A 23101-nucleotide genomic window follows, 5' to 3' on the forward strand; every position below is an offset into this window, starting at 1 on the left:
GGCCGCGCGCGATCAGGCGCGCCACCGGCTGGCGCTGCTCACCGGGCGCGCCCCGGCACGCTGGCCGCGCTGGGCAACGCCCCGTGCCGCTGCCGCCGGACGATCTGGTGATGGCCTTCCCGGCCGACACCCTGCGCCAGCGCCCCGACGTGCAGCAGACCGAAGCGCAGGTGCGCGCCGCCTGGGCGCGCCTGGTGCAGGCCGACGCGGCGCGCTACCCCACATTCAGCCTGAGCGGCTCGCTGGGGCTGCAGGCGCTCACGCTGGGCGGCCTCACGGCCGGCGGGGCACTGGTGCGCACGCTGGCGGCCGGGCTGTCGCTGCCGATCTTCGACGGCGGCGCCATCAACGCCACCGTGCGCGCGCAGCAGGCCGCGTATGAGCAGGCGCGCGCCAACCATCAGTCCAGCGTGCTCACCGCGCTGCAGGACGTGGAAGACGCACTGGTCGCGCTGCAAGGCGACCGCGCCCGCATCGGCAGCCTGCAGGCGGCCGCCAGCGCGGCCGAGCGGGCCGACGCGCTGGCGCGCCAGCAATACCAGGCCGGGCTGATCGACTTCGCCACGGTGCTCACGTCGCAGCGCACGCTGCTGTCGGCGCAAGACAGCGCCGCCAGCGTGCGCGCCAGCCTGGCCAACGACCACGTGGCGCTGTACAAGGCGCTGGGCGGCGGTTGGGCCCCACATCGGCCGACTCCGATCCGGCCACCGATGCCAGCGCCAACGCCAACGCCGGCACAGTGCCCGGCGCCGATGCCGCACCTGAGCCGACGGCGGCCATCGTCGCCACCCCCATTTCCAACGCCGCTGCGCGCTGACCCCCGATGACCGAACCCACCCTGACCCCCGCCCCGATGCCCGAGCCGGCGCCGCCCGCCCCGCCACGGCGCCCGCCGCCACCAGCGTCGATCAGTTGCTGGGCGAAGACCGCCCCCGGTGTGGTGGCGCCGACCCACGCCGTGGGTGGCGCTGGCCGTGCTGATCGCGCTGGGTGCCGGGCTGTGGTGGTGGCAGGGCCGCCAGGCCGCGCGCGCCGCGCCGGTGTACGTGACCACGCCGGTCGAACGCGGCGACATCACGCTCACCGTCACTGCCAACGGCACGCTCAACCCCACGCGCTCGGTGGCGGTGGGCAGCGAGCTGTCGGGCACGGTGGCGCGCGTGCTGGTCGACGTGAACGACCAGGTCAAGAAGGGCCAGGTGCTGGTGGAACTGGACCGCTCCAAGTTTCAGGACACGGTGGATCGCACGCGCGCCGCGCTGGTGGCCGCGCAGGCCAGCCTGGCGCAAAACGAGGCCACGGTGCGCGAGGCGCGCGCCACCTTGCGCCGCTACGAGGAAGTCTCGCGCCTGTCGGGCGGGCGCGTGCCCTCGGCCACCGAGCTGGACACCGCCCGCGCCGCGCTGGCGCGCGCCGTGGCCAACGTCGACAACGCGCAGGCCGTGGTCAAGCAGTCGCGCGCCACGCTCTCCACCGAGGAGACAAACCTGGCCAAGTCGGCCATCCGCTCGCCCATCGACGGCGTGGTGCTGGCGCGCAGCGTGGAGCCGGGCAACGCGGTGGCGGCGTCGCTGCAGGCCGTCACGCTGTTCACGCTGGGCGAGGATCTGACGAAGCTCACCTTGCAGGCCAGCGTGGACGAGGCCGACGTGGGCTCGGTGCAAAGGGCCAGGACGCGAGCTTCACCGTCAGCGCCTACCCGGCCCGCAAGTACCCGGCGCTGGTCGATCGCGTGTCCTACGGCTCGACCACCACCAACAACGTGGTCACCTACACCACCAACTTGACCGTCAACAACACCGACCTGAGCCTGCGCCCGGGCATGACGGCCACCGCCACCATCACCGCCACCGAGCGCAAAGGCGTCCTGCTGGTGCCCAACACGGCCCTGCGTTTTTCGCCCGCCACGGCCGAAGCGGCCCAGCCGGCGGCATCGGGCAGCGGCGGTCTGGTGTCGCAGATGATGCCGCGCCCGCCGCAAAACAGCGCGCGCCGCTCGACCACCGAGGCCAATGGCGCCTCGGCACCCAACCAACAGCGCCAGCTGTGGGTGCTGAAAAACCAGCAGCCCGTGGCCGTGAAGGTGCAGACCGGCATCACCGACGGGCGGCGCACCGAAGTCAGCAGCCCGGAACTGCAAGAAGGCATGGCCGTCATCACCGACCAGCGCAGCGGATCGGGCAGCTGAGCATGGCGCAAGACGAAACGCCGCTGATCCGCCTGCGCGGCGTGACCAAGCGCTACGGCGAAGGCGCCACCGCGTTCCTGGCGCTCAAGGGCGTCGACCTGGACATCGGGCGCGGCGAATTCGTCGCCATCATGGGGCCCAGCGGCTCGGGCAAGTCGACCGCCATGAACACGCTGGGCTGCCTGGATCGGCCCACCGGCGGGCAATACCTGTTTCTGGGCGCGCACGTCGAGTCGCTCTCGCGCGACGAGCGCGCGCGGCTGCGCCGGCGCTACTTCGGCTTCGTGTTCCAGGGCTTCAACCTGCTGGCGCGCACCAGCGCGCAGGAAAACGTCGAGCTGCCGCTGCTGTACCGCGGCGAAGCCGCCGCGCGCCGCCACGTGGCCGCTGCCAGCGCGCTGGAAAAAGTGGGCCTCAAGGGCTGGGAGCACCACACGCCGGCCGAACTCGGGCGGGCAGCAGCAGCGAGTGGCCATCGCGCGCGCCATCGTCACGTCGCCCGCCGTGCTGCTGGCCGACGAGCCCACCGGCAACCTGGACACCAAGCGCAGCCACGAGATCATGGACCTGCTGGCGCGCCTGAACAGCGAACAGGGCATCACCGTGCTCATGGTCACCCACGAGCCCGACATGGCCGCCTACGCGCACCGCATCGTGCGCTTCGTCGACGGCCTGGTGGCCAGCGACGAACGCAACCCTCAGCCCGTGCCGCCGGGCAGCTACGTGGCCCCGGCCGAAGGAGAGCGCTGATGTTGTGGAGCACGCTGATCCTGGCGCTGCGCTCGATCCGGCGCAACCTGCTGCGCTCGTTCCTCACGGTGCTGGGCATCGTGATCGGCGTGTCGGCCGTCATCACCATGGTCACGCTGGGCAGCGGCGCCACGCAGGCGGTGCAAAACCAGATCTCCAGCCTGGGCACCAACCTGCTGATGATCCGCCCCGGCCAGCGCATGGGCCCGGGCAGCACGGGCAACACGGCGCCATCGTTCAAGGACAGCGACGCCGAGCTGATCGCCGCGCAGATTTCCGGCATCACCGCGGTGGCGCCCGAGGCGCGCTCCTCCGTCACGCTGGTGGCGGGCGGCCAGAACTGGACCAGCAGCGTGGTCGGCTCGACCAACGAATGGCTGACCACCAGCAGCTGGGAGCTGGCCAGCGGCCGCAGCTTCACCGAAGCCGAGCTGCGCGCTGGCGCGGCCGTGTGCATCATCGGCGGCACCATCCAGCGCCAGCTCTACGGCGGCGGCGACCCGCTGGGCCAGCAGCTGCGCGTGGGCACGGTGCCGTGCCAGGTCATCGGCCTGTTCAAGACCAAGGGCCAGGGCTCCTTCGGCAACGACCAGGACGAGGTGGTGCTGATGCCCATCAAGACGCTGCAGCGGCGCCTGACCGGCAACACCAACGTCAACACGCTGCTGGTCTCGCTCGACCCGGCCAGCGACGCCGCGCGCGTGAAGAACGGGCTGACGCAGTTGCTGCGCGAGGCGCGCAAGCTGGCCGACACCGACGACGACAACTTCAACGTGCTCGACACCAAGCAGTTGGCCGACACGCTGTCGGGCACCACGCGCGTGATGACCACCCTGCTCGGCGCGGTGGCCGCCGTCAGCCTGCTGGTGGGCGGCATCGGGGTGATGAACATCATGCTGGTCAGCGTCACCGAGCGCACGCGCGAGATCGGCCTGCGCCTGGCCATCGGCGCGCTCGAGCGCGAGGTGCTGATGCAGTTTCTGATCGAGGCCGTGGTGCTGTCGGCCCTAGGCGGGCTGGTGGGCATCGTGCTGGCCACCGGCGCGTCGGTGGTGCTGGCGCAGGTGATGCAAGTGCCCTACGTGTTCCAGCCCGGCATCAACCTGCTGTCCTTCGTGTTCTCGGCCGGCATCGGCGTGCTGTTCGGCTACTTCCCGGCGCGCCGCGCGGCGCGCATGGACCCGATCGAGGCGCTGCGGCACGAGTGAACGTGCCGCAACGGATCAGTAGTTCGGCTGGAACTTCCGAATTGCCGCCTTCGCTTCCGCATTCAGCTCGAACCCCTTGCCGAACTTGGCCGCCAGTTCGGCGCAGCGCTGCTCGAACGCGTCGATGCCCTGCCCGTAGATGAACTGCATCGCCCCGCCGGTCCAGCCTGGAAAGCCGATGCCGAAGATGCTGCCGATGTTGGCGTCGTGCACGCTGGTGAGCACGCCCTCGGCCAGGCAGCGCGCGGTTTCGACCGACTGGCGGTAGAGCAGGCGGTCCTGGATGTCCTTCACGTTCCACTCGACGCCGGGCTTCTCGAACAGCGTTTTCAGCTCGGGCCACAGTTGCTTCTTCCCGCCCTGCGGGTAGTCGTAGAAGCCGCCGCCCGCGGCACGGCCGCTGCGTTTCAGCTCCTTCACCATGCGCTCGACCAGCAACTCGCCGGACGTCGCCTCGTAGGTCTTGCCCTCGGCGGCGAAGTCGGCGCGGGTCTGATCCAGCACATGCACCGACAGCGACAGCGCGGTTTCGTCCAGCACGGCCAGCGGGCCGACAGGCAGGCCGGCCTGCACGGCGGCGTTCTCGATGACGGCGGCGGGGATGCCCTCGCCCAGCATGGCCGCGCCTTCCATCACATAGGTGCCGAAGGTGCGGCTGGTGTAGAAGCCGCGCGAATCGTTGACCACGATGGGCAGCTTGCCCAGGGCCAGCACGTAGTCGAAGGCGCGCGCCACGGTTTCGTCGTCGGTCGTTTCCCCACGGATGATCTCGACCAGCTTCATCTTGTCGACCGGGCTGAAGAAGTGGATGCCGACGAACTTCTCCGGCCGCTTCGATGCCTGTGCGAGCCCGCTGATGGGCAGCGTGCTGGTGTTGCTGGCGAAGAAGCCACCCTCGGCCAGCAGCGGCTCGGCCTCCTGCGTCACCTTGGCCTTCAGCTCGCGGTTCTCGAACACGGCCTCGATGATCAGCTCGCACCCCTTCAGGTCGGCCACGTCGGCCGTCGGCGTGATGCGGCCCAGCAGCGCGGTCTGGTCGTGCGGGTTCATGCGGCCCTTGTCGACGCGCGATTGCGTGAGCTTCTGACTGTAGGCCTTGCCGTGCTCTGCTTTTTCAAGCGAGACGTCCTTCAGCACCGTGGCGATGCCGCGGCTGGCCTGTGCGTAGGCGATGCCGGCGCCCATCATCCCCGCCCCCAGGATGCCCACCTTCTGCGGCTTGTACTTGGGCACGTCCTTCGGCCGCGACTGCCCGCTCTTGATCGCGTTCAGGTTGAAGAAGAACGTGTTGATCATGTTCTTCGCCACCGGGCTCACCATCAGGCTGGCGAGGTAGCGGCTTTCGATGCGCATCGCCGTATCGAAGTCGACCTGCGCGCCTTCCACCATGGCTGCCAGCGTGGCGTGCGGCGCGGGGTACAGGCCGCGCGTCTTGGTCTTGAGCATCGCGGGCGCGACCACCAGGCCACCGGCGATCTTGGGGTTGCTCGGCGTGCCGCCGGGCATCTTGTAATCCTTGCGGTCCCACGGGTGCGTGGCGGCATCGGCGCTGCCCTGCACCGACGCGATCCAGGCTTTGGCACGCGGCAGCAGCTCGTCGGCGCTGGCCACCAGCTCATGCACCAGGCCCAGCTGATGCGCCTCGGCGGGGTTGAACATCTTGCTCTCCAGCACGTAGGGCTGCGCGCCCATCAGGCCGAGCAGTCGCACCATCTTGGTGATGCCGCCGCCGCCCGGCAGCAGGCCGATGGTGACCTCGGGCAGGCCGAACTGGATCTTCGGGTCGTCGACGGCGATGCGGTGATGGCCGATGAGCGCCACCTCCCAGCCACCGCCCAGCGCCGCGCCGTTCAGGCAGCTCACCACCGGCTTGCCCAGCGTCTCCAGCGTGCGGAAGTTCTTCTTGATGCGCTCGATCTCGGCGAAGACCTTGGGCGCGTCGGCGGCTGTCATTCGCATCACGCCCTTCAGGTCGGCGCCGGCGAAGAAGGTCTTCTTGGCCGAGGCGAGCACGATGCCCTGGATGGCGTCCTGGTCCTTCACCACCTGCTCGGTGACGGCCTGAAGGTCGTCCTGCCACTGCAGGCACATGGTGTTGACGGGCGAGCCTTCCTCGTCAAACGTGATGGTGGCGATGCCGTCGGCCAGCGCGTAATGCAAGGTCTTGAGTTTCATGATTCTATGGATTTGATAGCTGCTTGCGCTTGTACAGCAAGGGATGCAGGCATATTTGACTTAAAAACCCAACAACCGGGCGCAGAGAGCGCAGAAATTTCGCAGAGGACGCAAAAGGAAAAACAAAGTTTTTGGCTGTTCTTTCTGCGTCCTCTGCGAAACCTTTGCGTCCTCTGCGTCCGGATGTCCGGATGTCCGGATGCCCGGATGCCCGGCTGTCCGGCTGTTGCGGCCCGCACGAGACTCACAGCCGCTCGACGATGGTGGCGATGCCCATGCCGCCGCCCACGCACAGCGTGGCCAGGCCGTAGCGCAGCTGCCGGCGGTGCAATTCGTCGATCAGCGTGCCGAGGATCATGGCGCCCGTGGCGCCCAGCGGGTGGCCCATGGCGATGGCGCCACCGTTCACGTTCACCTTCTCGTGCGGCACGTCGAATGCCTTCATGAACTTCATCGGCACGGCGGCGAAGGCCTCGTTGACCTCGAACAGGTCGATGTCCTCGATCTTCAACCCCGCCTTGGCCAGCGCCTTGCGCGTGGCGGGCATGGGGCCGGTGAGCATGATGGTCGGGTCGGCACCGCTCAGCGCCGTGGCGACGATGCGCGCGCGCGGCTTGAAGCCGTGCGTCTTGATAGCGGCCTCGTTGCCGACCAGCACCGCCGCCGCGCCATCGACGATGCCCGACGAGTTGCCGGCGTGGTGCACGTGCACGATGCGCTCCACCTGCGGGTAGCGGCCGATGGCGACCGCGTCGAAGCCCATCGCGCCCAACTGCTCGAACGAGGGCTTGAGGCCCGCCAGCGCCTCCACCGTGGTGCGAGGCTTGATGAACTCGTCTTCATCCAGGATGGTCTGGCCCAGCATGTCCGTCACCGGCACGATGGAGTTCCTGAAATAACCCTCGGCCCGCGCCTGCGCGGCGCGCTGCTGCGAGGTGACGGCGAAGCGGTCCACGTCCTCGCGCGAGAAGCCTTCCAGCGTGGCGATCAGGTCGGCGCCCACGCCCTGCGGCACGAAGTCGGTGGCGCTGTTGGTGGCCGGGTCCTGCGCCCAGGCGCCACCGTCGGCGCCGATGGGCACGCGGCTCATGCTCTCCACGCCGCCCGCCACCACCAGGTCTTCCCAGCCTGAGCGGACTTTCTGCGCCGCCATGTTCACCGCCTCCAGCCCCGAGGCGCAGAAACGGTTGAGCTGCACGCCGGCGCACTGCCAGTCCCAGCCGGCCTTCAGCGCCGCCACCTTGGCGATGACCGAGCCCTGCTCGCCGATGGGCGACACGACGCCCATCACCACGTCGTCGACGGCGGCCGTGTCCAGGTCGTGGCGGCGGCGCAGCGCATCCAGCGTGCCGGCCAGCAGGTCGACGGGCTTGACCTCGTGCAGGCTGCCGTCCTTCTTGCCCTTGCCGCGCGGCGTGCGCACGGCGTCGAAAACATAGGCTTCGGTCATCGAGTGGTCTCCTTGCAGGTGCTTCGTTTCAGTATAGGGATTCGATCGGGTGAACGCGCGGCCCAGGCCGCCGCCCGGCGCGCACGCCTGTCCGCCGGGCGACAGCGGGGAGCAGCGGCCAGTGACGCGCCGAGCGGGCACTACAGGGTTTGCGCTATCCAACCCCGGGCCGTTGGGCCACTAAAGTGACGCGCAACTTTCACATTGGACGGGCAGGGGACACATTGCAGTTTCTGCAGTTGGTGATCAGTGGCATTGCGCAAGGCTGCATCTACGGCCTGATCGCGCTGGGCTTCGTGCTGATCTACAAGGCCACGGAGACCGTCAGCTTTGCACAGGGCGACCTGATGATGCTGGGCGCCTTCGGCGGCCTGGCCGGCATGACCATGCTGGGCTTTCCGTTCTGGCTGGCGGTGCCGGCGGCCATCGCGGCGATGGCGCTGTTCGGCGTGCTGACCGAGCGCGTGGTGATCCGCCCCATCCTGGGCCAGCCGGCGTTTTCCATCGTCATGCTGACCATCGGCATCGGCTACGTCGCACGCGGGCTGATCACCATGCTGCCCGGCATCGGCACCGACACCCACACCCTGCCCGTGCCCTACCGCAACGTGACCTGGAACGCGGGCGGCCTGATCCTCAGCGCCGAGCACATGGTGGTGATCGTGGTCACCGCGCTGCTGTGCCTGGGCCTGTTCGCCATGTTCCGCTACAGCAAGCTGGGCATCGCCATGCAGGCTTCGTCGCAGAACCAGCTGGCGGCGTACTACATGGGCATCCCGGTGAAGCGGCTGAACGGGCTGGTATGGGGCCTGGCGGCGGCGGTGGCGGCTATTGCGGGCCTGCTGCTGGCGCCCATCACCTTCGTGCACGCCAACATGGGCTTCATCGGGCTGAAGGCGTTTCCGGCCGCCGTGGTGGGCGGCTTCGGCAGCCTGCCCGGCGCCATCGTGGGCGGGCTGATCATCGGCATCGTCGAGTCGCTGTCGGGCTTCTACCTGCCCGAGGGCTTCAAGGACATCGCCGCCTATGTGGTCGTCTTGATCATGCTGATGGTCAAGCCCAACGGCCTGTTCGGCGACAAGCTGACGAAGAAGGTATGACCCCCTGAGCCGCTCCGCGTCTTCCACCCTTTGCTATGCGGGGGGACACCGCCAGTGGCCGGCACAGGTCCGGCCACGGCGGTCGCTGGTATCGCCGGCTCCGCGGCGGTCGGTCTGCTGGTGTTGACGATGCTGGCGATGCAAACCGCCGGGGGCGGCTGACACATGCGCTTCATCTTCAAGACCAGCTACGAGCAGGACATCCGCCTGGCCAAGCACGGCGGGCATGTGTTCTGGTATTCGGCGCTGTTGCTGTTCATGTTCGCCGCGCCCTGGCTGCTGCCGGAGTACTGGCTGGCGCAGCTCACCTTCGTGCTGATCTACAGCGTGGTCGGCCTGGGGCTGATGCTGCTGGCAGGCTTCACCGGGCAGTTCTCGCTGGGGCATGCGGCCTTTCTGGGCGTGGGCGCCTACACGCAGGGCGTGCTGACCAACCTGGGGCTGCCGTTTCCCATCGCCATGGCGTGCTCGGCGCTGGTGGCCGCCGCCGTGGGCGTGGTGGTCGGCCTGCCGGCGCTGCGGCTCAAGGGCATCTACCTGGGCATCGCCACCTTGGCCTTCGGCTTCATCGTCGAAGAAGTGTTCGCGCGCTGGGACCGCCTGACCGGCGGCAACGCCGGCATGCACGTCAAGTCGCCCGCCATCTTCGGCTGGTCGATCGAGACCGGCACGGGCTTCTATCTGCTGTGCCTGCTCACCGTGGTGCTGGTCACCCTGGGTGTGCTGAACCTGCTGCGCTCGTCCACCGGGCGCGCCTTCGTGGCGATCCGCGACTCGGAAATCTCGGCGCAGAGCATGGGCATTCACCTGGCGCGCTACAAGACGCTGTCGTTCGCGCTGTCGGCGGCGCTGGCGGGCCTCGGCGGCGCGCTGTATGCGCACCAGATCCAGTTCCTCTCGCCCGACCAGTTCAGCATCCTGCAGTCGATCGACCTGCTGCTGATGGTGGTGATCGGCGGGCTGGGCTCGGTGCACGGGGCGTTTCTGGGTGCGGCGTTCCTGATCGCCATGCCCCAGCTCATCGCCATGGTCAAGGACTACCTGCCCGCTGCCATCGGCTACGCGCCGGGGCTGCAGGGCTTCGTGTACGGCGCGGTGCTGATCGCCTTTGTGCTGTTCGAGCCGCTCGGCCTGTACGGGCGCTGGCTCAAGGTGCGCACCTGGCTGCAGCTGTTCCCGTTCTACCGCAAGGGCATGTTCAAGCGGCAGAAGTCGTTCCAGAAGTCGGACAGGTTGAAATGATCCCCCTGAGTCGCTGCACGCCCTCCCCCTAAGGGGACGCACCCCATGGCCGGGGACGCCCCGTCCATGGGTGCATTGGCGTGGCGTGCTCCGCGGCCGGTCGAGGTGGGCGCCTGTGGACGAGCGGCGTTTCCGGGTCGAACGAAGCGTTGGCCCTCACCCCAACCCTTCCCGCCTGCGGGAGAGGGAGCAAGACAGCTCGCCGCGCGAAGCAGCGGCGCAGGCCAACCGAAGGCCGAGCGCAGCGATGGCCCGTGTGGACTTCACTTCCCCTCTGGCCGTGCCGAGAAGCGCAGGGCGTGGGGCGGGCGCGGCAGCGCAGCATGCCGCGCTTCGTGCTCTGACTTGCTGCGGATGTTTGAGCGGCGTGAGCGAAGCGAACAAAGCGAGTTCCGCAGCGCCGCCCCGCGCCCGAGCATCGCAGGTTGCCCGCAGCGAAGCGGAGGGACACGGCCAGCGGGGTCGCCTTTCTTTGGTTACTTTCTTTTGGCGAGACAAAGAAAGTGACTGCGCCGCCGGGCGCACATCCCGGCCAGCAGCGCCTCCAATCCATGCCCGACTCGCCGCGCCGCACCCAGCCCCTCACCCCAGCCCTCTCCCCAACGGGGAGAGGGAGAAAGCCCTGAAGTGACCCAGGAAGTGTTGCTTTCCGCCCGCAACCTCAGCGTCCGCTTCGGCGGCGTGCTGGCCGTGAACGACGTCAGCTTCGACGTGCGCCGGGGCGAGGTGTTCACCCTGATCGGCCCCAACGGCGCCGGCAAGACCACGGTGTTCAACCTCATCAGCCGCATCTACACGCCCACCACGGGCGAAATCGACTACGCTGGCCCCGACGGCATGCTGAAGCTGACCGCCCAGCCGGCGCACCGCGTGGCCGGCCTGGGCATTGCCCGCACCTTCCAGAACATCGAGCTGTTCGAGCACGCCACCGTGCTGCACAACCTGCTGATCGGCCGCCACACGCACCGCCAGACAGGGTTCTGGAGCGAGCTGTTCTTCACCCCCGCCACGCGCGCCGCCGAGCTGCAGGCGCGCGAGCGGGTCGAGCGCGTGATCGAGCTTCTGGACTTGCAGCACCACCGCGACGCGATGGTGGCCGGCCTGCCCTACGGCGTGCGCAAGGTGGTCGAGCTGGCGCGCGCGCTGTGCGCCGAACCGCGCCTGCTGCTGCTGGACGAGCCCTCGTCCGGCCTGAACGTGGAAGAGACCGAGGACATGGCGTTCTGGATCCAGGACATCGTGCAGGAGCTGGGCGTGACGGTGCTGATGGTGGAGCACGACATGAGCCTGGTGTCGCGCGTGTCCGACCGCGTGCTGGCCATGAACCAGGGCCAGGTGCTGGCCATGGGCACGCCGCGCGAGGTGCAGACCGACCCGGCCGTGGTCGAGGCCTACCTGGGTTCGGTCGACGATGTGGCGTCGCTGCGCAGGAGAACGCATGAGCGACATCATGTTGAAGCTCCTCAACGTCGAGAGCAGCTACGGCCCCATCAAGGCCATCCGCGGCGTCAGCCTGCAGGTGGAACGCGGCCAGATCGCCACCGTGCTGGGCAGCAACGGCGCCGGCAAGAGCACCATCCTGAAGACCATCTCGGGCATCATCGACCCGCGCAAGGGCTCGGTCGAGTTCAAGGGCCAGGACATCACCGCGCGCGATCCGGCCCACATCGTGCAGCGCGGCCTGTCGCACGTGCCCGAGGGGCGCGAGGTGTTTCCGCTGCTGTCGGTGCGCGACAACCTGCTGATGGGCGCCTACACCCGCCGCGACCGCGACGGCGTGGCGCGCGACATGGAACAGGTGTATGCCTGCTTCCCGATCCTGAAGGAGCGCGCCGCGCAGAACGCCGGCCTGCTGTCGGGCGGCCAGCAGCAGATGCTGGCCATCAGCCGCGCGCTGATGGCCGCGCCCGAGCTGATCCTGCTGGACGAGCCCAGCCTGGGCCTGTCGCCCAAGCTGACCAAGGAAATCTTCGAGATCGTGGTGCGCATCAACCGCGAGCGCGGCACCACCATCCTGCTGGTGGAGCAGAACGCCAACATGGCCCTGAACGCCGCCGACTACGGCTACGTGCTCGAGAACGGCCGCATCGTGATGGAAGACAGCTGTGCCGCCCTGCGCGAGAAGGACGACATCAAGGAGTTCTATCTGGGCATGAAGGACGAAGGCGTGCGCGGCGAGCGGCGCTGGAAGAAGAAGAAGACCTGGAGATAGGCATGTCGAATCTTTGGGACCTCACCCACATCCAGCCCAGGTCGGGCAGCGTGCTCGACGGCGACACCATCGCCGCGATGTTCTGGAACGCCGTGGCGCAGCGCGGCGACAAGGTGTGGCTGCGCGAGAAGCACCTCGGCATCTGGCGCAGCTGGAGTTGGACGCAGGTGGGCGAGGCCGTGCGCGAGATCGCCGGCGGGCTGATGAGCTGGGGCTGGCGCCCGGCGACACCGCGTCGATCCTCTCCAACACCGTGCTCGAATGGGTGCTGGCCGACCTGGCCGTGCTGTCGGCCGGCGGCGTGTCCAACGGCGTCTACCCCACCGACGCCGCCAGCCAGGTGCACTACCTGTGCGAAGACTCGCGCACCAGTGTGCTGTTCGTCGAAAACGACGAACAGCTCGACAAGGCCCTGGAAGTGCGCGAGCGCCTGCCGCTGCTGAGGAAGATCGTCGTCTTCGACATGGACGGCCTGCGCGGCCTGGACGAACCGGACGTGATCGGCCTGGACGCCCTGCGCGCGCTGGGCCGCGACTACAACGCCCAGCACCCCGATGCCGTGGCACAGCGCGTGGCCGCCTGCCGGCCCGAGGACCTGGCCATCCTGGTCTACACCTCGGGCACCACCGGCAAGCCCAAGGGCGCCATGCACACGCACGCCGGGCTGACCTACACGGTGCGCGGCTTCAACACCCTGATCGCCCGCAACGAGGACGACGAGGGCATGTGCTTTCTGCCCCTGTGCCACATCGCCGAGCGCATGGGCGGCGAATACTTCTCGCTCTACACCGGCGCGCGGCTCAACTTCGTCGAGAACCCCGACACCGTGCCCGAGAACGTGCGCGAGATCGCCCCCACGGTGTTCACCGCCGTGCCGCGCGTGTGGGAGAAGTTCTATTCGGGCGTGATGATCGCGCTGAAGGAAGGCACGCGCTTGCAGCAGGCGGTGTACGGCTGGGGCATCGGCGTGGGCCACCGCATTGCCGAGCTGGTGATGGCCGGCCAGCCGGTGCCGGCCCTGCTGAAGGCGCAGTTCAGGCTGGCGCGCTGGCTGGCGCTGGACAACGTGCGCAAGCTGATCGGCATTCACCGCGCGCGCTTTCTGGTCACCGGCGCGGCGCCGATCTCGCCCGAGCTGGTGAAGTGGTACCTGGCGCTGGGCGTGCCGATGCTGGAGGTGTGGGGCATGACCGAGACCTGCGGCGCCTCCACCGGCGTGCCCATCGACCGCATCAAGCCCGGCTCCATCGGCCCGGCGGCCAGCTTCAACCAGCTGCGGCTCGACCCCGAGACGGGCGAGTTGCAGGTCAAGGGCGCCAACGTGTTCGCCGGCTACCTGAACCTGCCCGAGAAGACCGCCGAGACCTTCACCGCCGACGGCTGGCTGCGCACCGGCGACGTGGGCACGGTGGACGCGGACGGCTTCTACCGCATCACCGACCGCATGAAGGACATCATCATCACCGCCGGCGGCAAGAACGTGACGCCGAGCGAGCTGGAGAACGAGCTCAAGTTCAGCCCCTACGTCACCGACGCGGTGGTCATCGGCGACCAGCGGCCCTACCTGGTGGTGATCATCATGATCGACCAGGAGAACGTCGAGAAGTACGCGCAGGACCACGACGTGCCCTTCTCCAACTACGCCAGCCTGACGCGCGCGCCGGAAGTGCAGGCGCTGATCCAGGGCGTGATCGACGAGGTGAACACCAAGTTCGCCCGCGTCGAGCAGATCAAGAAGTTCTTTTGCTCGACACCCAGCTCAGCGCCGAGGACGAGGAGCTGACGCCCACCATGAAGCTCAAGCGCCAGCTGGTGCAGACCAAGTACGCGCCGCAGATCGAGGCCATGTACCGGACATGAGTCACGGGTTGTCAGGGTAATCACTGCGGCCGGCGGCTGAACCCGGTGGCCACAATTCCGGTCGCATTCCATCATTCACAAGGAGACACCCATGCAACTGAAGCACGCACTCGTGGCCCTGGCCTGCACCCTGGCCGCCAGCGGACCGGCTCTTGCGCAAAGCCAGGGCGTGAGCAAGGACACCATCACGCTCGGATCGATCCAGGACCTGTCCGGCCCGCTGGCCGGCTTCGGCAAGCAGATCCGCATGGGCATGCAACTGCGCGTGGACGAGATCAACGAGCAAGGCGGCATCAACGGCCGCAAGCTGGCGCTCAAGGTCGAAGACTCGGGCTACGACCCCAAGCGCGCCGTGCTGGCCGCGCAGAAGCTGGTCAACCAGGACAAGATCTTCGCCATGGTGGGCACCATCGGCACAGCACCCAACGTGGCGGCTTTTCCCGTCATGTTCGATAAGAATGTGCTGAGCTTCTTTCCGGTCACGGCGGCACGCGAGATGTACGAGCCACACCACCGCCTGAAGTATTCGTTCGCCTCCACCTACTACGACCAGGTTCGGCTGGCGGCGCCCAAGCTGGTGAAGGAGAAAGGCGCCAAGAAAGTGTGCACGATCTACCAGGACGACGAGTTCGGCCTGGAGGTGCTACGCGGCGCCGAGGCGGGCCTAAAGACCATCGGCGTCGAACTGGCCGAAAAGACCTCCTTCAAGCGCGGCGCCACCGACTTCTCCTCGCAGGTCGCACGCATGAAGGCGGCCGGTTGCGACTTCGTGGTGCTGGGCACCCTGATCCGTGAGACCATCGGCACCATCGGCGAGTCGCGCAAGATCGGCTTCAACCCCACCTTCCTGGGTTCAGCCGGCGCCTATACCGAACTGATCCACAAGCTCGGCGGCAAGGCAATGGACGGCCTGTATGCCGCCATGACGGTGCAGCAACCGTACCTCGACGAAGCCTCGCAGCCGATCCGCTTCTGGGCCAACAAGTACAAGACCAAGTTCAACGAAGACCCGGCCGTGTTCTCGGTCTACGGCTACAGCCTGATCGACACGTTCAGCAAGGCCGCACAGAAGGCCGGCGCCAACCTGACGACGGACAGCTTCATCAAGGCCATGGACAGCATGACGCTGGAGCCCGACATGTTCGGATCACCGACCATGACCTTCTCGGCGACCAAGCGTCTGGGCAATGAATCTTCACGCCTGTCCCAGATCCAGGATGGTCGATGGAAGGTGGTTTCCGACTACATGAAGTAAGGGTCAGCCAGCGCCCACATCAGGCCGCCCGCGAGGCGGCCTTTTCTTGTGTGCATAGCTTCAGCCCAGCGCCTTGCCCATCATCTGCCCCACGCGCACCGCGCCGCCGGGCGCCCAGTCGGGGTTGAACTTCAGCGTGGCCCGGGGCCACAGCAGCACCACGGTGGAGCCGAGCAGAAAGCGCCCCATCTCGTCGCCCTGCTTCAGCTCGATGCTCTGATCTTGATAGTTCCAGCGCTTGATTTCGCCAAGGCGGGGCGGGTTGACGACGCCGTGCCACACGGTCGCCATGCTGCCGACGATGGTGGCGCCCACCAGCACCAGCACGAAGGGGCCGCGCGCGGTGTCGAACACGCAGACCACGCGCTCGTTGCGCGCGAACAGCCCCGGCACGCCGCGCGCGGTGGTGGGGTTGACGCTGAACAGCTCGCCCGGCACGTACACCATCTGCTGCAGCCGGCCGGCGCAGGGCATGTGGATGCGGTGGTAGTCCTTGGGCGACAGGTACAGCGTGGCGAACTGACCGTGCGCGAACTCGGCCGCCAGCCTGGCATCGCCCGCCAGCAGCGCGGTGGTGCTGTAGGCGTGGCCCTTGGCCTGGAAGATCCGGCCCTGCTCAATGGCGCCGAACTGGCTGATGGCACCATCCACCGGGCACACGTAATCCGCCGCTGCCAGCGGCCGCGCGCGTCGCGCAGCGGGCGGGTGAAGAAGTCGTTGAAGCTGGCGTAGCTGGCGATGTCGGGGTTGGCGGCCTCGCGCATGTCGACGCCGTAGCGCGCCACGAAGCGGCGGATGGCGGCGTGCGTGGCATCGCCCAGCCGCGCATCGGCGGCGCGGCCGGCCAGTTGGGTGAGCAGCTTCTTGGGCAGCAGGTATTGCGGCAGGACAGCGAGGCGATCGGACATGGGGGATTCTAGGGAGCGCGCTGCCGCGTGGCCCCACCTCACCCCAACCCTCTCCGGCACGGCGGGAGAGGAGCCAACACCTTCAATCCAGGCTGATGTTCTTGCGCGCGATCAGCTTGCCGTACATCTGGCCCTTGGTGTGGGCCTGCTTGACGATCTCGTCGAGCGACCAGTTCACGTATTCGAAGGCGAAGGTGTCCATGCGCGCCTTGATGTCCGGGTCCTGCATGACCTTGGCGACGTCGGCCGCGATCCTGTCGCGCACCGTGGGGGCGATGCCCTTGGGCGCGGCCAGCACCACGAAGCTGCTCTGCGCGAAGTCCTTCGGGCCGCCGGCCTCGGCCACGGTGGGCAGCTCGGGCATCTGCGGGATGCGCCTGGGCGTGGCCACGCCCAGATAGCGCACCTTGTTCGCCTTGTACACGCCCTGGCTCGACGGAATGGTGCCGAGCGCCCAGGCGATCTCGCCGCCGGCCAGCGCGGTGAACATCTGGCCCGAATCCTTGAACGGGATGTGCTGCATGGCGATGCCGGTGCCCAGCTCCAGCTGCTCGCCGCCCAGGTGCGCCGGGCTGCCGATGCCCCACGAGCCATACGTCACCTTGTCCGGCTGCGCCCTGGCGGCCGCCACCAGATCGCCCACGTTCTTCCACGGCGAATTCACCGGCACGGTGATGAGAAAAGGCGTGTTGTAGAGCGAGGCCACCATGTCGTAGACCTGCAGCGTCTGGAAGTTGCGCGCCTTGTACAGCAGCGGCAGCGCGGCGAGCTGTTCGCTGTCGAGCTGCACCAGCGTGTAGCCGTCGGCCGGCAGGCGGCGCGTGGCCTCGAACACCACGAAGCCGCCGGCGCCGGGGCGGTTCTGCACCAGCACGGGCTGCTTCCACAGCGCGCCGAGCTTGTCGGTGATGGCGCGCAGCAGCGCATCGGGCCCGCTGCCGGGCGGGAAGGGGGTGAAGATGTTGACCGGCTTGCCAGGAAGTCGCTTTGCGCCAACGCGGGCGCGGCGGCGCAGAAGGCGGTGGCGGCCAGCAGGGCCAGGGTGGTGCGGCGCTGAAGGGGCATGTTGTCTCCGTGGTTGCTTTTAATTTGATAGCTTATTGCGCTTTTTGGACGGGCGCTGGAGGCCGATTTGGCTTGAAACGCTTGAGGTCGCCTATTCAGGCTGGCCGATGGTCAGCGCGATCTCGCCCACGCCGTCGATGCGGCCGGTGATCACGTCGCCCGGCTGCACCGGGCCCACGCCCTCGGGCGTGCCGGTGTAGATCAGGTCGCCCGGCTGCAGGTGGTAGTACTGCGACAGGTTGGCCACGATCTCGGGCACGCTCCAGATCAGGTCCTTCAGGTCGGCGTTCTGCTTCACGGTGCCGTTGACGCTCAGGCTGATGGCGCCGGACTTGGGGTGGCCGATGGCGCTGGCGGGCACCAGCGCGCTCATCACGGCCGAGTTCTCGAAGTCCTTGCCGAAGTCCCACGGCCGGCCCATCTCGCGCGACTTGATCTGCAGGTCGCGCCGCGTCATGTCCAGCCCGCAGGCGTAACCCCACACGCAGTCCAGCGCGTTCTCCACGCTCACGCGGAAGGCCGGCTGACCGAGGGCGATGACCAGTTCCATCTCGTAGTGGTAGTTCTGGCTGCCCAGCGGGTAGGGCACGGTGGCGCCGCTCATCACCAGGTCGGCGGGCGTCTTGTTGAAGTAGAACGGCGGCTCGCGGTCGGGGTCGAACCCCATTTCGCGCGCGTGCGCGGCGTAATTGCGGCCGACGCAGAAAATGCGCGTGACGGCGTATTGCTGTTGGCTGCCACGCACGGGCACGGCGGCTTGGGGGCGGGCGGGAAGACGTAGCTGGTCATGGAACAGGTCCTTGGTTCAGGAAGAGACACGCATTGTGGGAGCGGCCTTGGCCGCGATGGCAGCCTCACGTGTGGCGATGCGCCCCATCGCGGCCAAGGCCGCTCCCACAGGAGAAAGAAATCAGAAATCCTCGTAGAAGCCGAGCGCGCGCTGCATCGGCGCGTCGTCCACGTGGAACAGGTAGGCGTCCTTGGCGCGCGCGCGGTGCGTCACCTCGGCATGCGTCGGAATCGCCAGCGTATCGCCCTCGCCCCACTGCAGCGTCACGCCGTCGATCACCGACTCGCCCTGCCCTTCGATGACGTGGATCACGCTGCTGGCCGAGCGCTTGCGCGGTGAAAAATCCTGCCCCGCGCGCAGCTGTTGCGCCGAAAACCCCAGCGTCGGCAGGCAGGGTTTTCCCGTTTCGGGATTCACATACGCCAGTTGCACCGCCTCGTCCTTGGGCGTGACGGTGGCGATGGCGCCCAGCGCCTCGCGCACTTCCTTCCACGGGTAGCGGATCTGCGGGTAGTCGGCGCGCTGCGCCTGCCCGAGCGAGGCGTAGGGCAGCAGGCCGGCGCGGCGGTAGGTGTTCTGCGAGGCGTCCAGCGCATCGTTCAGCGTCTGCGACGGCCCTTCGATGGCGTAGCTGGCCTCCATGGCGTAGATCATCGGCAGGTCCAGCGCATCCAGCCATACCACCGGGCCGCTGCCTCCGTGGCCGTGCTCGTGCCAGTTGAGTGCGGGCGTCAGGATCAGGTCGCCCTTTTCCATCGGGCATTTCTCGCTGTTCACGGTGGTGTAGCCGCCGCTGCCCTCGATGACGAAGCGCACCGCCGTCGGCGTGTGGCGGTGGTTGGGCGCCACCTCGCCCGGCAGGATGAGTTGCAGGCCGACGTAGATGGTGGGCGTGGCCACCAGCTTGTCGAGCCCGTGGCCGGGGTTGCACAGCACCAGCACGCGGCGCTCGGCCTTCTCGATCGGCGTCAGCTCGCCCGCGCGCAGCAGGTGCGGGCGGATGTCCTGGTAGCGCCACATGAAGGGCTGCGTGGCGCGCGCCGGCTTGCCGCGCGGCAGCAGGCCGCGCAGCTGCGGCCACAGCGGCGCGACGGAGAGGTCGTTGATCGCCTTGACGTAGTCGGCCGGCAGGTCTTCCAGCCGGCCCAGGCTGTCGGCGTGGCCGAGCGAATTCACGGCGTCGAGCGCGTTCATGCGGGTTGTCTCCTGTGATTGGACGTGGCGCATGGACGAGCCGCCAGACCATTTGATATGCGTGCTTATCAACAGTTTAGCGTCTGGATTCCGGTCATGTAAACGCCGCCATCGGCGCGGCGCGCGGGCACAATGGCCGCCTCATGACCGCTGCCCCGCCGCTGCTCGATGTGCGTGATCTCGCCAAGACCTATGGCGATGCGCGCGTGGTGGATGGCGTGTCGTTCAGCATCGTGCCGGGCGAATGCCTGGGTGTGATCGGCCCCAACGGCGCGGGCAAGACCACCACCATCCGCATGTGCCTGGGGCTGACGGCGCCGGATGCGGGCAGCATCCGCTACTTCGCGCGTGACGATGGCACGACGCTGGAGATGCCGCGCGATGGCCTGGCCATCAAGGCACGCCTCGGCGTGGTAGCGCAGTTCGATTCGCTCGACCCGGACTTCAGCTGCGCCGAGAACCTGTACGTGTTCGGCCGCTACTTCGGCCTGCGCCGCACGCAGATGGCCGAGCGGGTGCCGCAGTTGCTGGACTTCGCCGCGCTCGGCCACAAGGCGAGCGCCAAGCCGGCCGAGCTGTCGGGCGGCATGAAGCGCCGCCTGTCGCTGGCGCGTGCGCTGGTGAACAACCCCGATTTGCTGCTGCTTGACGAGCCGACCACCGGCCTCGATCCGCAGGCGCGCCACCTGATGTGGGAGCGCCTGCAGCGCCTGCTGGCCGAGGGCAAGTCGATCCTGTTGACCACGCACTTCATGGACGAGGCCGAGCGCCTGTGCCAGCGCCTGCTGGTGCTGGACCACGGCCGCAAGATCGCCGAGGGCCGCCCGCGCGAATTGATTGCCGAGCATCTGGAACCCGAGGTGGTCGAGGTCTACGGCCAGGGCGCGCTGGCGCTGGCCGATTCGCAGCTGGCCGCGCACACCGAGCGCGTGGAGAAGAGCGGCGAGACGGTGTTCTTCTACACCCGCCACGCGCGCCCCTTGCTGCAGGCGCTGGAAGCGCACCCGCAACTGCGCACGCTGCACCGGCCGGCGAACCTGGAGGACCTGTTCCTCAAGCTGACGGGCCGGCAGATCCGTGAAGATGGTTGACATGAACGACACGAGGCGCCCGCCAGCCCTGAATGTGGGAGCGGCCTTGGCCGCGATGGAGCATTTCGCCCCACGCCACGCTGCATCGCGGCCAAGGCCGCTCCCACACAGACCGCGACGCGCCGCGCCGTGAACCGCCTGCCATGAACGAACCCTCCGTCTGGTCCCCACCGCGCCTGTCGATGCGCTGGTGGCCGGTGTTCCAGCGCAACCTGCTGGTGTGGCGCAAGCTGGCCATCCCGAGCCTGCTGGCCAATATCGGTGAACCGCTGCTGTGGCTGGTGGCCTTCGGCTACGGCCTGGGCGCCATGGTGGGGCGCGTGCCGACGCATGGGCAGGAGGTGCCCTACATCCTGTTCCTGGCCAGCGGCAGCATCTGCATGAGCGCGATGAACGCCGCCAGCTTCGAGGCGCTGTATTCGGCCTTCTCGCGCATGCACGTGCAGAAGACCTGGGACGGCATCCTGAACACGCCCGTGCAGCTCGACGACGTGGTGCTGGCCGAGATGCTGTGGGCCGGCTTCAAGGCGCTGTTCTCGGTCGTCGCCATCCTGGGCGTGATGCTGGCGCTGAAGATCAGCCTGTCTCCGAAACTCATCCTGGTGCCGCCCATCCTGCTGTTCGCCGGCGTCACCTTTGCCAGCATGGCGCTGGTGTTCAACGCCAAGGCCAGGAGCTACGACTTCTTCACCTACTACTTCGCGGTGCTGCTGTCGCCGATGATGTTCCTCTCCGGCGTATTCTTTCCACGCACGCAGCTGCCGGCGTTCGCACAGGCCATCACCGACTGGCTGCCGCTGACGGCGGCGGTGGAGCTGGTGCGGCCGCTGTTCCTGAACCAGTGGCCGGCCGAAGCCTGGCGGCATCTGGGCATCCTGGCGGTGTGGGCGGGCGTCAGCTTCTGGGTGGCGCTGGCGTTCACGCGGCAGCGGTTCAGGCGTTGAGACGCACGCGGGGCAAATGCGCTTGAAGCCGCGGCTTCGACCGCCCGCCCACCCGCTCATGCATGGCGAGTGATTGCGGCCCCAACACACGCCTGAACTTCGCCTGGCCACCCACCCAGCCGCCCGACAGATTGACATGACAGATTGACAGGCCGGCGCCCGGCGCGGCCTGTCAATCTGGCAGCCTGCTCGCCGCCGTCAGGCGCAAACCCAGGCGCGACAAGCACTTGCATCAGCCCATCGGGCTGGCAAGCAGCTTGCTTCATTCCATGCGAGCAACAAGCACTTATGGATGGAGCATGAAGCCGACCCTCGCATTGACCGCTTTATGGCTGGGCAGCGTTGTGGCCGCGCAGGCACAGGAGCCCGCGGCATCGGCGCCCGCATCGGCCACCGCCGCAGCGCAGCCGGCCGGCGTGCCGGTGGCGGGCCTGCGCCCTTACGAGCGGCCCGAAGGCGCGCCGCGCCAGACAGAGCCGCCGGCCACGCCCGAGCAGATGGGTCGCTGGCTGCGTGGCGTGTCGCAGCCGCACCCCGGCAACGTCGAATCCATAGCGGGCACAGGCCACTGGTGGGTGCCATTGCGGGGGCCGGGCATGACCCCGCCGTACGACCCGCGCGGCTGGCATGGCGAAGCGCCATCCTCCGCACCCGCGACCCAGGCGCCCGCCAGCACCGCGTCCCGTTGAGTCAAGACGAGTTTCCGCCGTCCATGACCCGCACCCAGAACATGTCTGCCCCGCGCGCCTCGGCGCATGCGGCGTGCGGACTCCCGAATCGCCGCAGCCGTGCAAGGCGGCGCGTCGATGCTGCCGACAGGCAGGGGCCGCAAGGCCCGATTGTTTTCCTTGTTTTTGCATCGAAGGAGATCTCCATGAAACTGGTTCGTCAAGCACTTGGCCTGTCGGTGATGGCGGCTGCACTGGCCGCATTGCCCGCCATGGCACAGCAATCCGGCATGAGCGGCATGTCGGGCATGAGCGGTCAGAAAGGCATGAGCGGCATGTCTGGCCAGCAAGGCATGTCGGGTATGTCTGGCATGAGCGGCAACAAGCCCGCCGCTGGCGAGCAGAACCCCGGCATGGGTGGCATGTCGGGCATGAGCGGCATGAGCGGTATGTCCGGCATGTCGGGCCAGCAGGGCATGTCGGGAATGTCGGGCATGAGCGGCCAGCAAGGCATGTCGGGCATGAGCGGCATGTCCGGCCAGCAGGGCATGAGCGGCATGTCGGGAATGTCCGGCAACAAGGCCAAGGCCCCCGCCAAGAAGAAAAAGAAAGCCACCACCAAGAAGCGCCGCACCCAGCGTCAGCAGGGCATGAGCGGCATGTCGGGTATGAGTGGGATGTCCGGCATGAGCGGCATGTCCGGTATGTCGGGCCAACAAGGCATGAGCGGCATGTCGGGGATGTCCGGCATGAGCGGCCAGCAAGGCATGTCGGGCATGTCCGGCCAGCAGGGCATGGGCGGCATGTCCGGCAACAAGTAATCCGATAGGACGGTCCTGCCAGCCGGGCTTTGGCCTGGCTGGCCTTGCCGGGGCTTTCCGCGTGGACTGCCCCCGGCCTTTTCCGACAAGACGCTGTATCCCTTTTTCGTGGAGCACGCGATGAACGCGCCCCGATTCAGACTCCTCCTCTGGTTGTCGGCCTGCCTGACCACCGCCGCG

Annotated in this window: 16 protein-coding genes and 5 pseudogenes; 15 read left to right on the forward strand and 6 right to left on the reverse strand. The window is 68.0% G+C overall.

Going from position 1 to position 23101, the window contains the following annotated elements; all coding sequences use genetic code 11:
* Nucleotides 1-83: 83 nt before the first annotated feature.
* The 5 genes and pseudogenes from H0I39_RS21800 (at nt 84) to H0I39_RS06700 (ending at nt 4146) form a co-directional block, all read left to right on the forward strand.
* Complete coding sequence (locus H0I39_RS21800; RefSeq protein ID WP_308645789.1) at nt 84-827, forward strand: TolC family protein; 744 nt, start codon at nt 84-86, stop codon at nt 825-827.
* A gap of 108 nt (nt 828-935) precedes the next feature.
* Nucleotides 936-1787 carry an efflux RND transporter periplasmic adaptor subunit gene (locus H0I39_RS23980; protein ID WP_373368264.1) on the forward strand — a complete coding sequence of 284 codons (852 nt, stop codon included), beginning with the start codon at nt 936-938 and terminating at the stop codon, nt 1785-1787.
* Nucleotides 1733-2188, forward strand: coding sequence for an efflux RND transporter periplasmic adaptor subunit (locus H0I39_RS23985; RefSeq protein WP_373368265.1), 456 nt, complete (start codon nt 1733-1735; stop codon nt 2186-2188). The genes H0I39_RS23980 and H0I39_RS23985 overlap by 55 nt, the downstream gene beginning before the upstream one ends.
* Nucleotides 2189-2190: 2 nt before the next feature.
* Nucleotides 2191-2938, forward strand: a pseudogene (locus tag H0I39_RS06695) (ABC transporter ATP-binding protein).
* Nucleotides 2938-4146, forward strand: a complete 1209-nt coding sequence (locus tag H0I39_RS06700; protein WP_180549993.1) for an ABC transporter permease — start codon at nt 2938-2940, stop codon at nt 4144-4146. Before H0I39_RS06695 ends, H0I39_RS06700 begins: the two are co-directional and overlap by 1 nt.
* A 15-nt stretch (nt 4147-4161) precedes the next feature.
* On the opposite strand, the gene H0I39_RS06705 is transcribed toward H0I39_RS06700, so the two are convergent.
* Complete coding sequence (locus tag H0I39_RS06705; RefSeq protein ID WP_180549994.1) at nt 4162-6321, reverse strand: 3-hydroxyacyl-CoA dehydrogenase NAD-binding domain-containing protein; 2160 nt, start codon at nt 6319-6321, stop codon at nt 4162-4164.
* A 244-nt stretch (nt 6322-6565) separates the two neighbouring features.
* Nucleotides 6566-7771 carry an acetyl-CoA C-acetyltransferase gene (locus H0I39_RS06710; RefSeq protein ID WP_180549995.1) on the reverse strand — a complete coding sequence of 402 codons (1206 nt, stop codon included), beginning with the start codon at nt 7769-7771 and terminating at the stop codon, nt 6566-6568.
* A gap of 224 nt (nt 7772-7995) precedes the next feature.
* On the opposite strand from H0I39_RS06710, the gene H0I39_RS06715 reads away from it, so the two are divergent.
* The 6 genes and pseudogenes from H0I39_RS06715 (at nt 7996) to H0I39_RS06740 (ending at nt 15440) form a co-directional block, all read left to right on the forward strand.
* Nucleotides 7996-8871, forward strand: coding sequence for a branched-chain amino acid ABC transporter permease (locus H0I39_RS06715; protein ID WP_180549996.1), 876 nt, complete (start codon nt 7996-7998; stop codon nt 8869-8871).
* Nucleotides 8872-9036: 165 nt separating this feature from the next.
* The gene (locus tag H0I39_RS06720) at nt 9037-10113 is read left to right on the forward strand and encodes a branched-chain amino acid ABC transporter permease (protein ID WP_180549997.1); all 1077 of its coding nucleotides are present in this window, start codon (nt 9037-9039) and stop codon (nt 10111-10113) included.
* A 627-nt stretch (nt 10114-10740) separates the two neighbouring features.
* Nucleotides 10741-11544 (forward strand): annotated as a pseudogene (locus tag H0I39_RS06725) (ABC transporter ATP-binding protein); the annotation flags it as partial.
* A gap of 7 nt (nt 11545-11551) precedes the next feature.
* Nucleotides 11552-12325, forward strand: a complete 774-nt coding sequence (locus H0I39_RS06730) for an ABC transporter ATP-binding protein (protein WP_180551716.1) — start codon at nt 11552-11554, stop codon at nt 12323-12325.
* 2 nt (nt 12326-12327) lie between these two features.
* Nucleotides 12328-14185, forward strand: a pseudogene (locus tag H0I39_RS06735) (AMP-dependent synthetase/ligase).
* A 91-nt stretch (nt 14186-14276) separates the two neighbouring features.
* A complete protein-coding gene (locus H0I39_RS06740) occupies nt 14277-15440 on the forward strand; it encodes an ABC transporter substrate-binding protein (RefSeq protein WP_180549998.1) in 1164 nt (387 codons plus the stop codon).
* 60 nt (nt 15441-15500) lie between these two features.
* Here H0I39_RS06740 and asd read toward each other — a convergent pair.
* From asd to H0I39_RS06760, 4 genes and pseudogenes are all read right to left on the reverse strand, one after another.
* A pseudogene (gene asd / locus H0I39_RS06745) lies at nt 15501-16348 on the reverse strand (archaetidylserine decarboxylase).
* Nucleotides 16349-16430: 82 nt separating this feature from the next.
* Nucleotides 16431-17222: a tripartite tricarboxylate transporter substrate binding protein gene (locus H0I39_RS06750; RefSeq protein ID WP_308645790.1), complete on the reverse strand. Its 792-nt coding sequence runs from the start codon at nt 17220-17222 to the stop codon at nt 16431-16433.
* 282 nt (nt 17223-17504) lie between these two features.
* Nucleotides 17505-18202 (reverse strand): annotated as a pseudogene (locus tag H0I39_RS06755) (fumarylacetoacetate hydrolase family protein).
* Nucleotides 18203-18323: 121 nt separating this feature from the next.
* Nucleotides 18324-19397, reverse strand: a complete 1074-nt coding sequence (locus H0I39_RS06760) for a cupin domain-containing protein (protein ID WP_180549999.1) — start codon at nt 19395-19397, stop codon at nt 18324-18326.
* 143 nt (nt 19398-19540) lie between these two features.
* On the opposite strand from H0I39_RS06760, the gene H0I39_RS06765 reads away from it, so the two are divergent.
* The 4 genes from H0I39_RS06765 to H0I39_RS06780 all read left to right on the forward strand — a co-directional run bounded on the left by H0I39_RS06765 (nt 19541) and on the right by H0I39_RS06780 (nt 22921).
* Nucleotides 19541-20488 (forward strand): ATP-binding cassette domain-containing protein, encoded by a 948-nt coding sequence (locus H0I39_RS06765; protein ID WP_180550000.1) that lies wholly within the window; start codon nt 19541-19543, stop codon nt 20486-20488.
* 143 nt (nt 20489-20631) lie between these two features.
* Nucleotides 20632-21432, forward strand: a complete 801-nt coding sequence (locus tag H0I39_RS06770) for an ABC transporter permease (protein ID WP_180550001.1) — start codon at nt 20632-20634, stop codon at nt 21430-21432.
* A 299-nt stretch (nt 21433-21731) separates the two neighbouring features.
* A complete protein-coding gene (locus tag H0I39_RS06775; protein ID WP_180550002.1) occupies nt 21732-22121 on the forward strand; it encodes a hypothetical protein in 390 nt (129 codons plus the stop codon).
* A 23-nt stretch (nt 22122-22144) separates the two neighbouring features.
* Nucleotides 22145-22921 carry a hypothetical protein gene (locus H0I39_RS06780; protein ID WP_180550003.1) on the forward strand — a complete coding sequence of 259 codons (777 nt, stop codon included), beginning with the start codon at nt 22145-22147 and terminating at the stop codon, nt 22919-22921.
* The last annotated feature ends 180 nt before the right edge of the window (nt 22922-23101 follow it).

It is taken from the genome of Ottowia beijingensis (genome assembly GCF_013423955.1).
GTDB classification, from domain to species: Bacteria; Pseudomonadota; Gammaproteobacteria; order Burkholderiales; family Burkholderiaceae_C; genus Ottowia; species Ottowia beijingensis.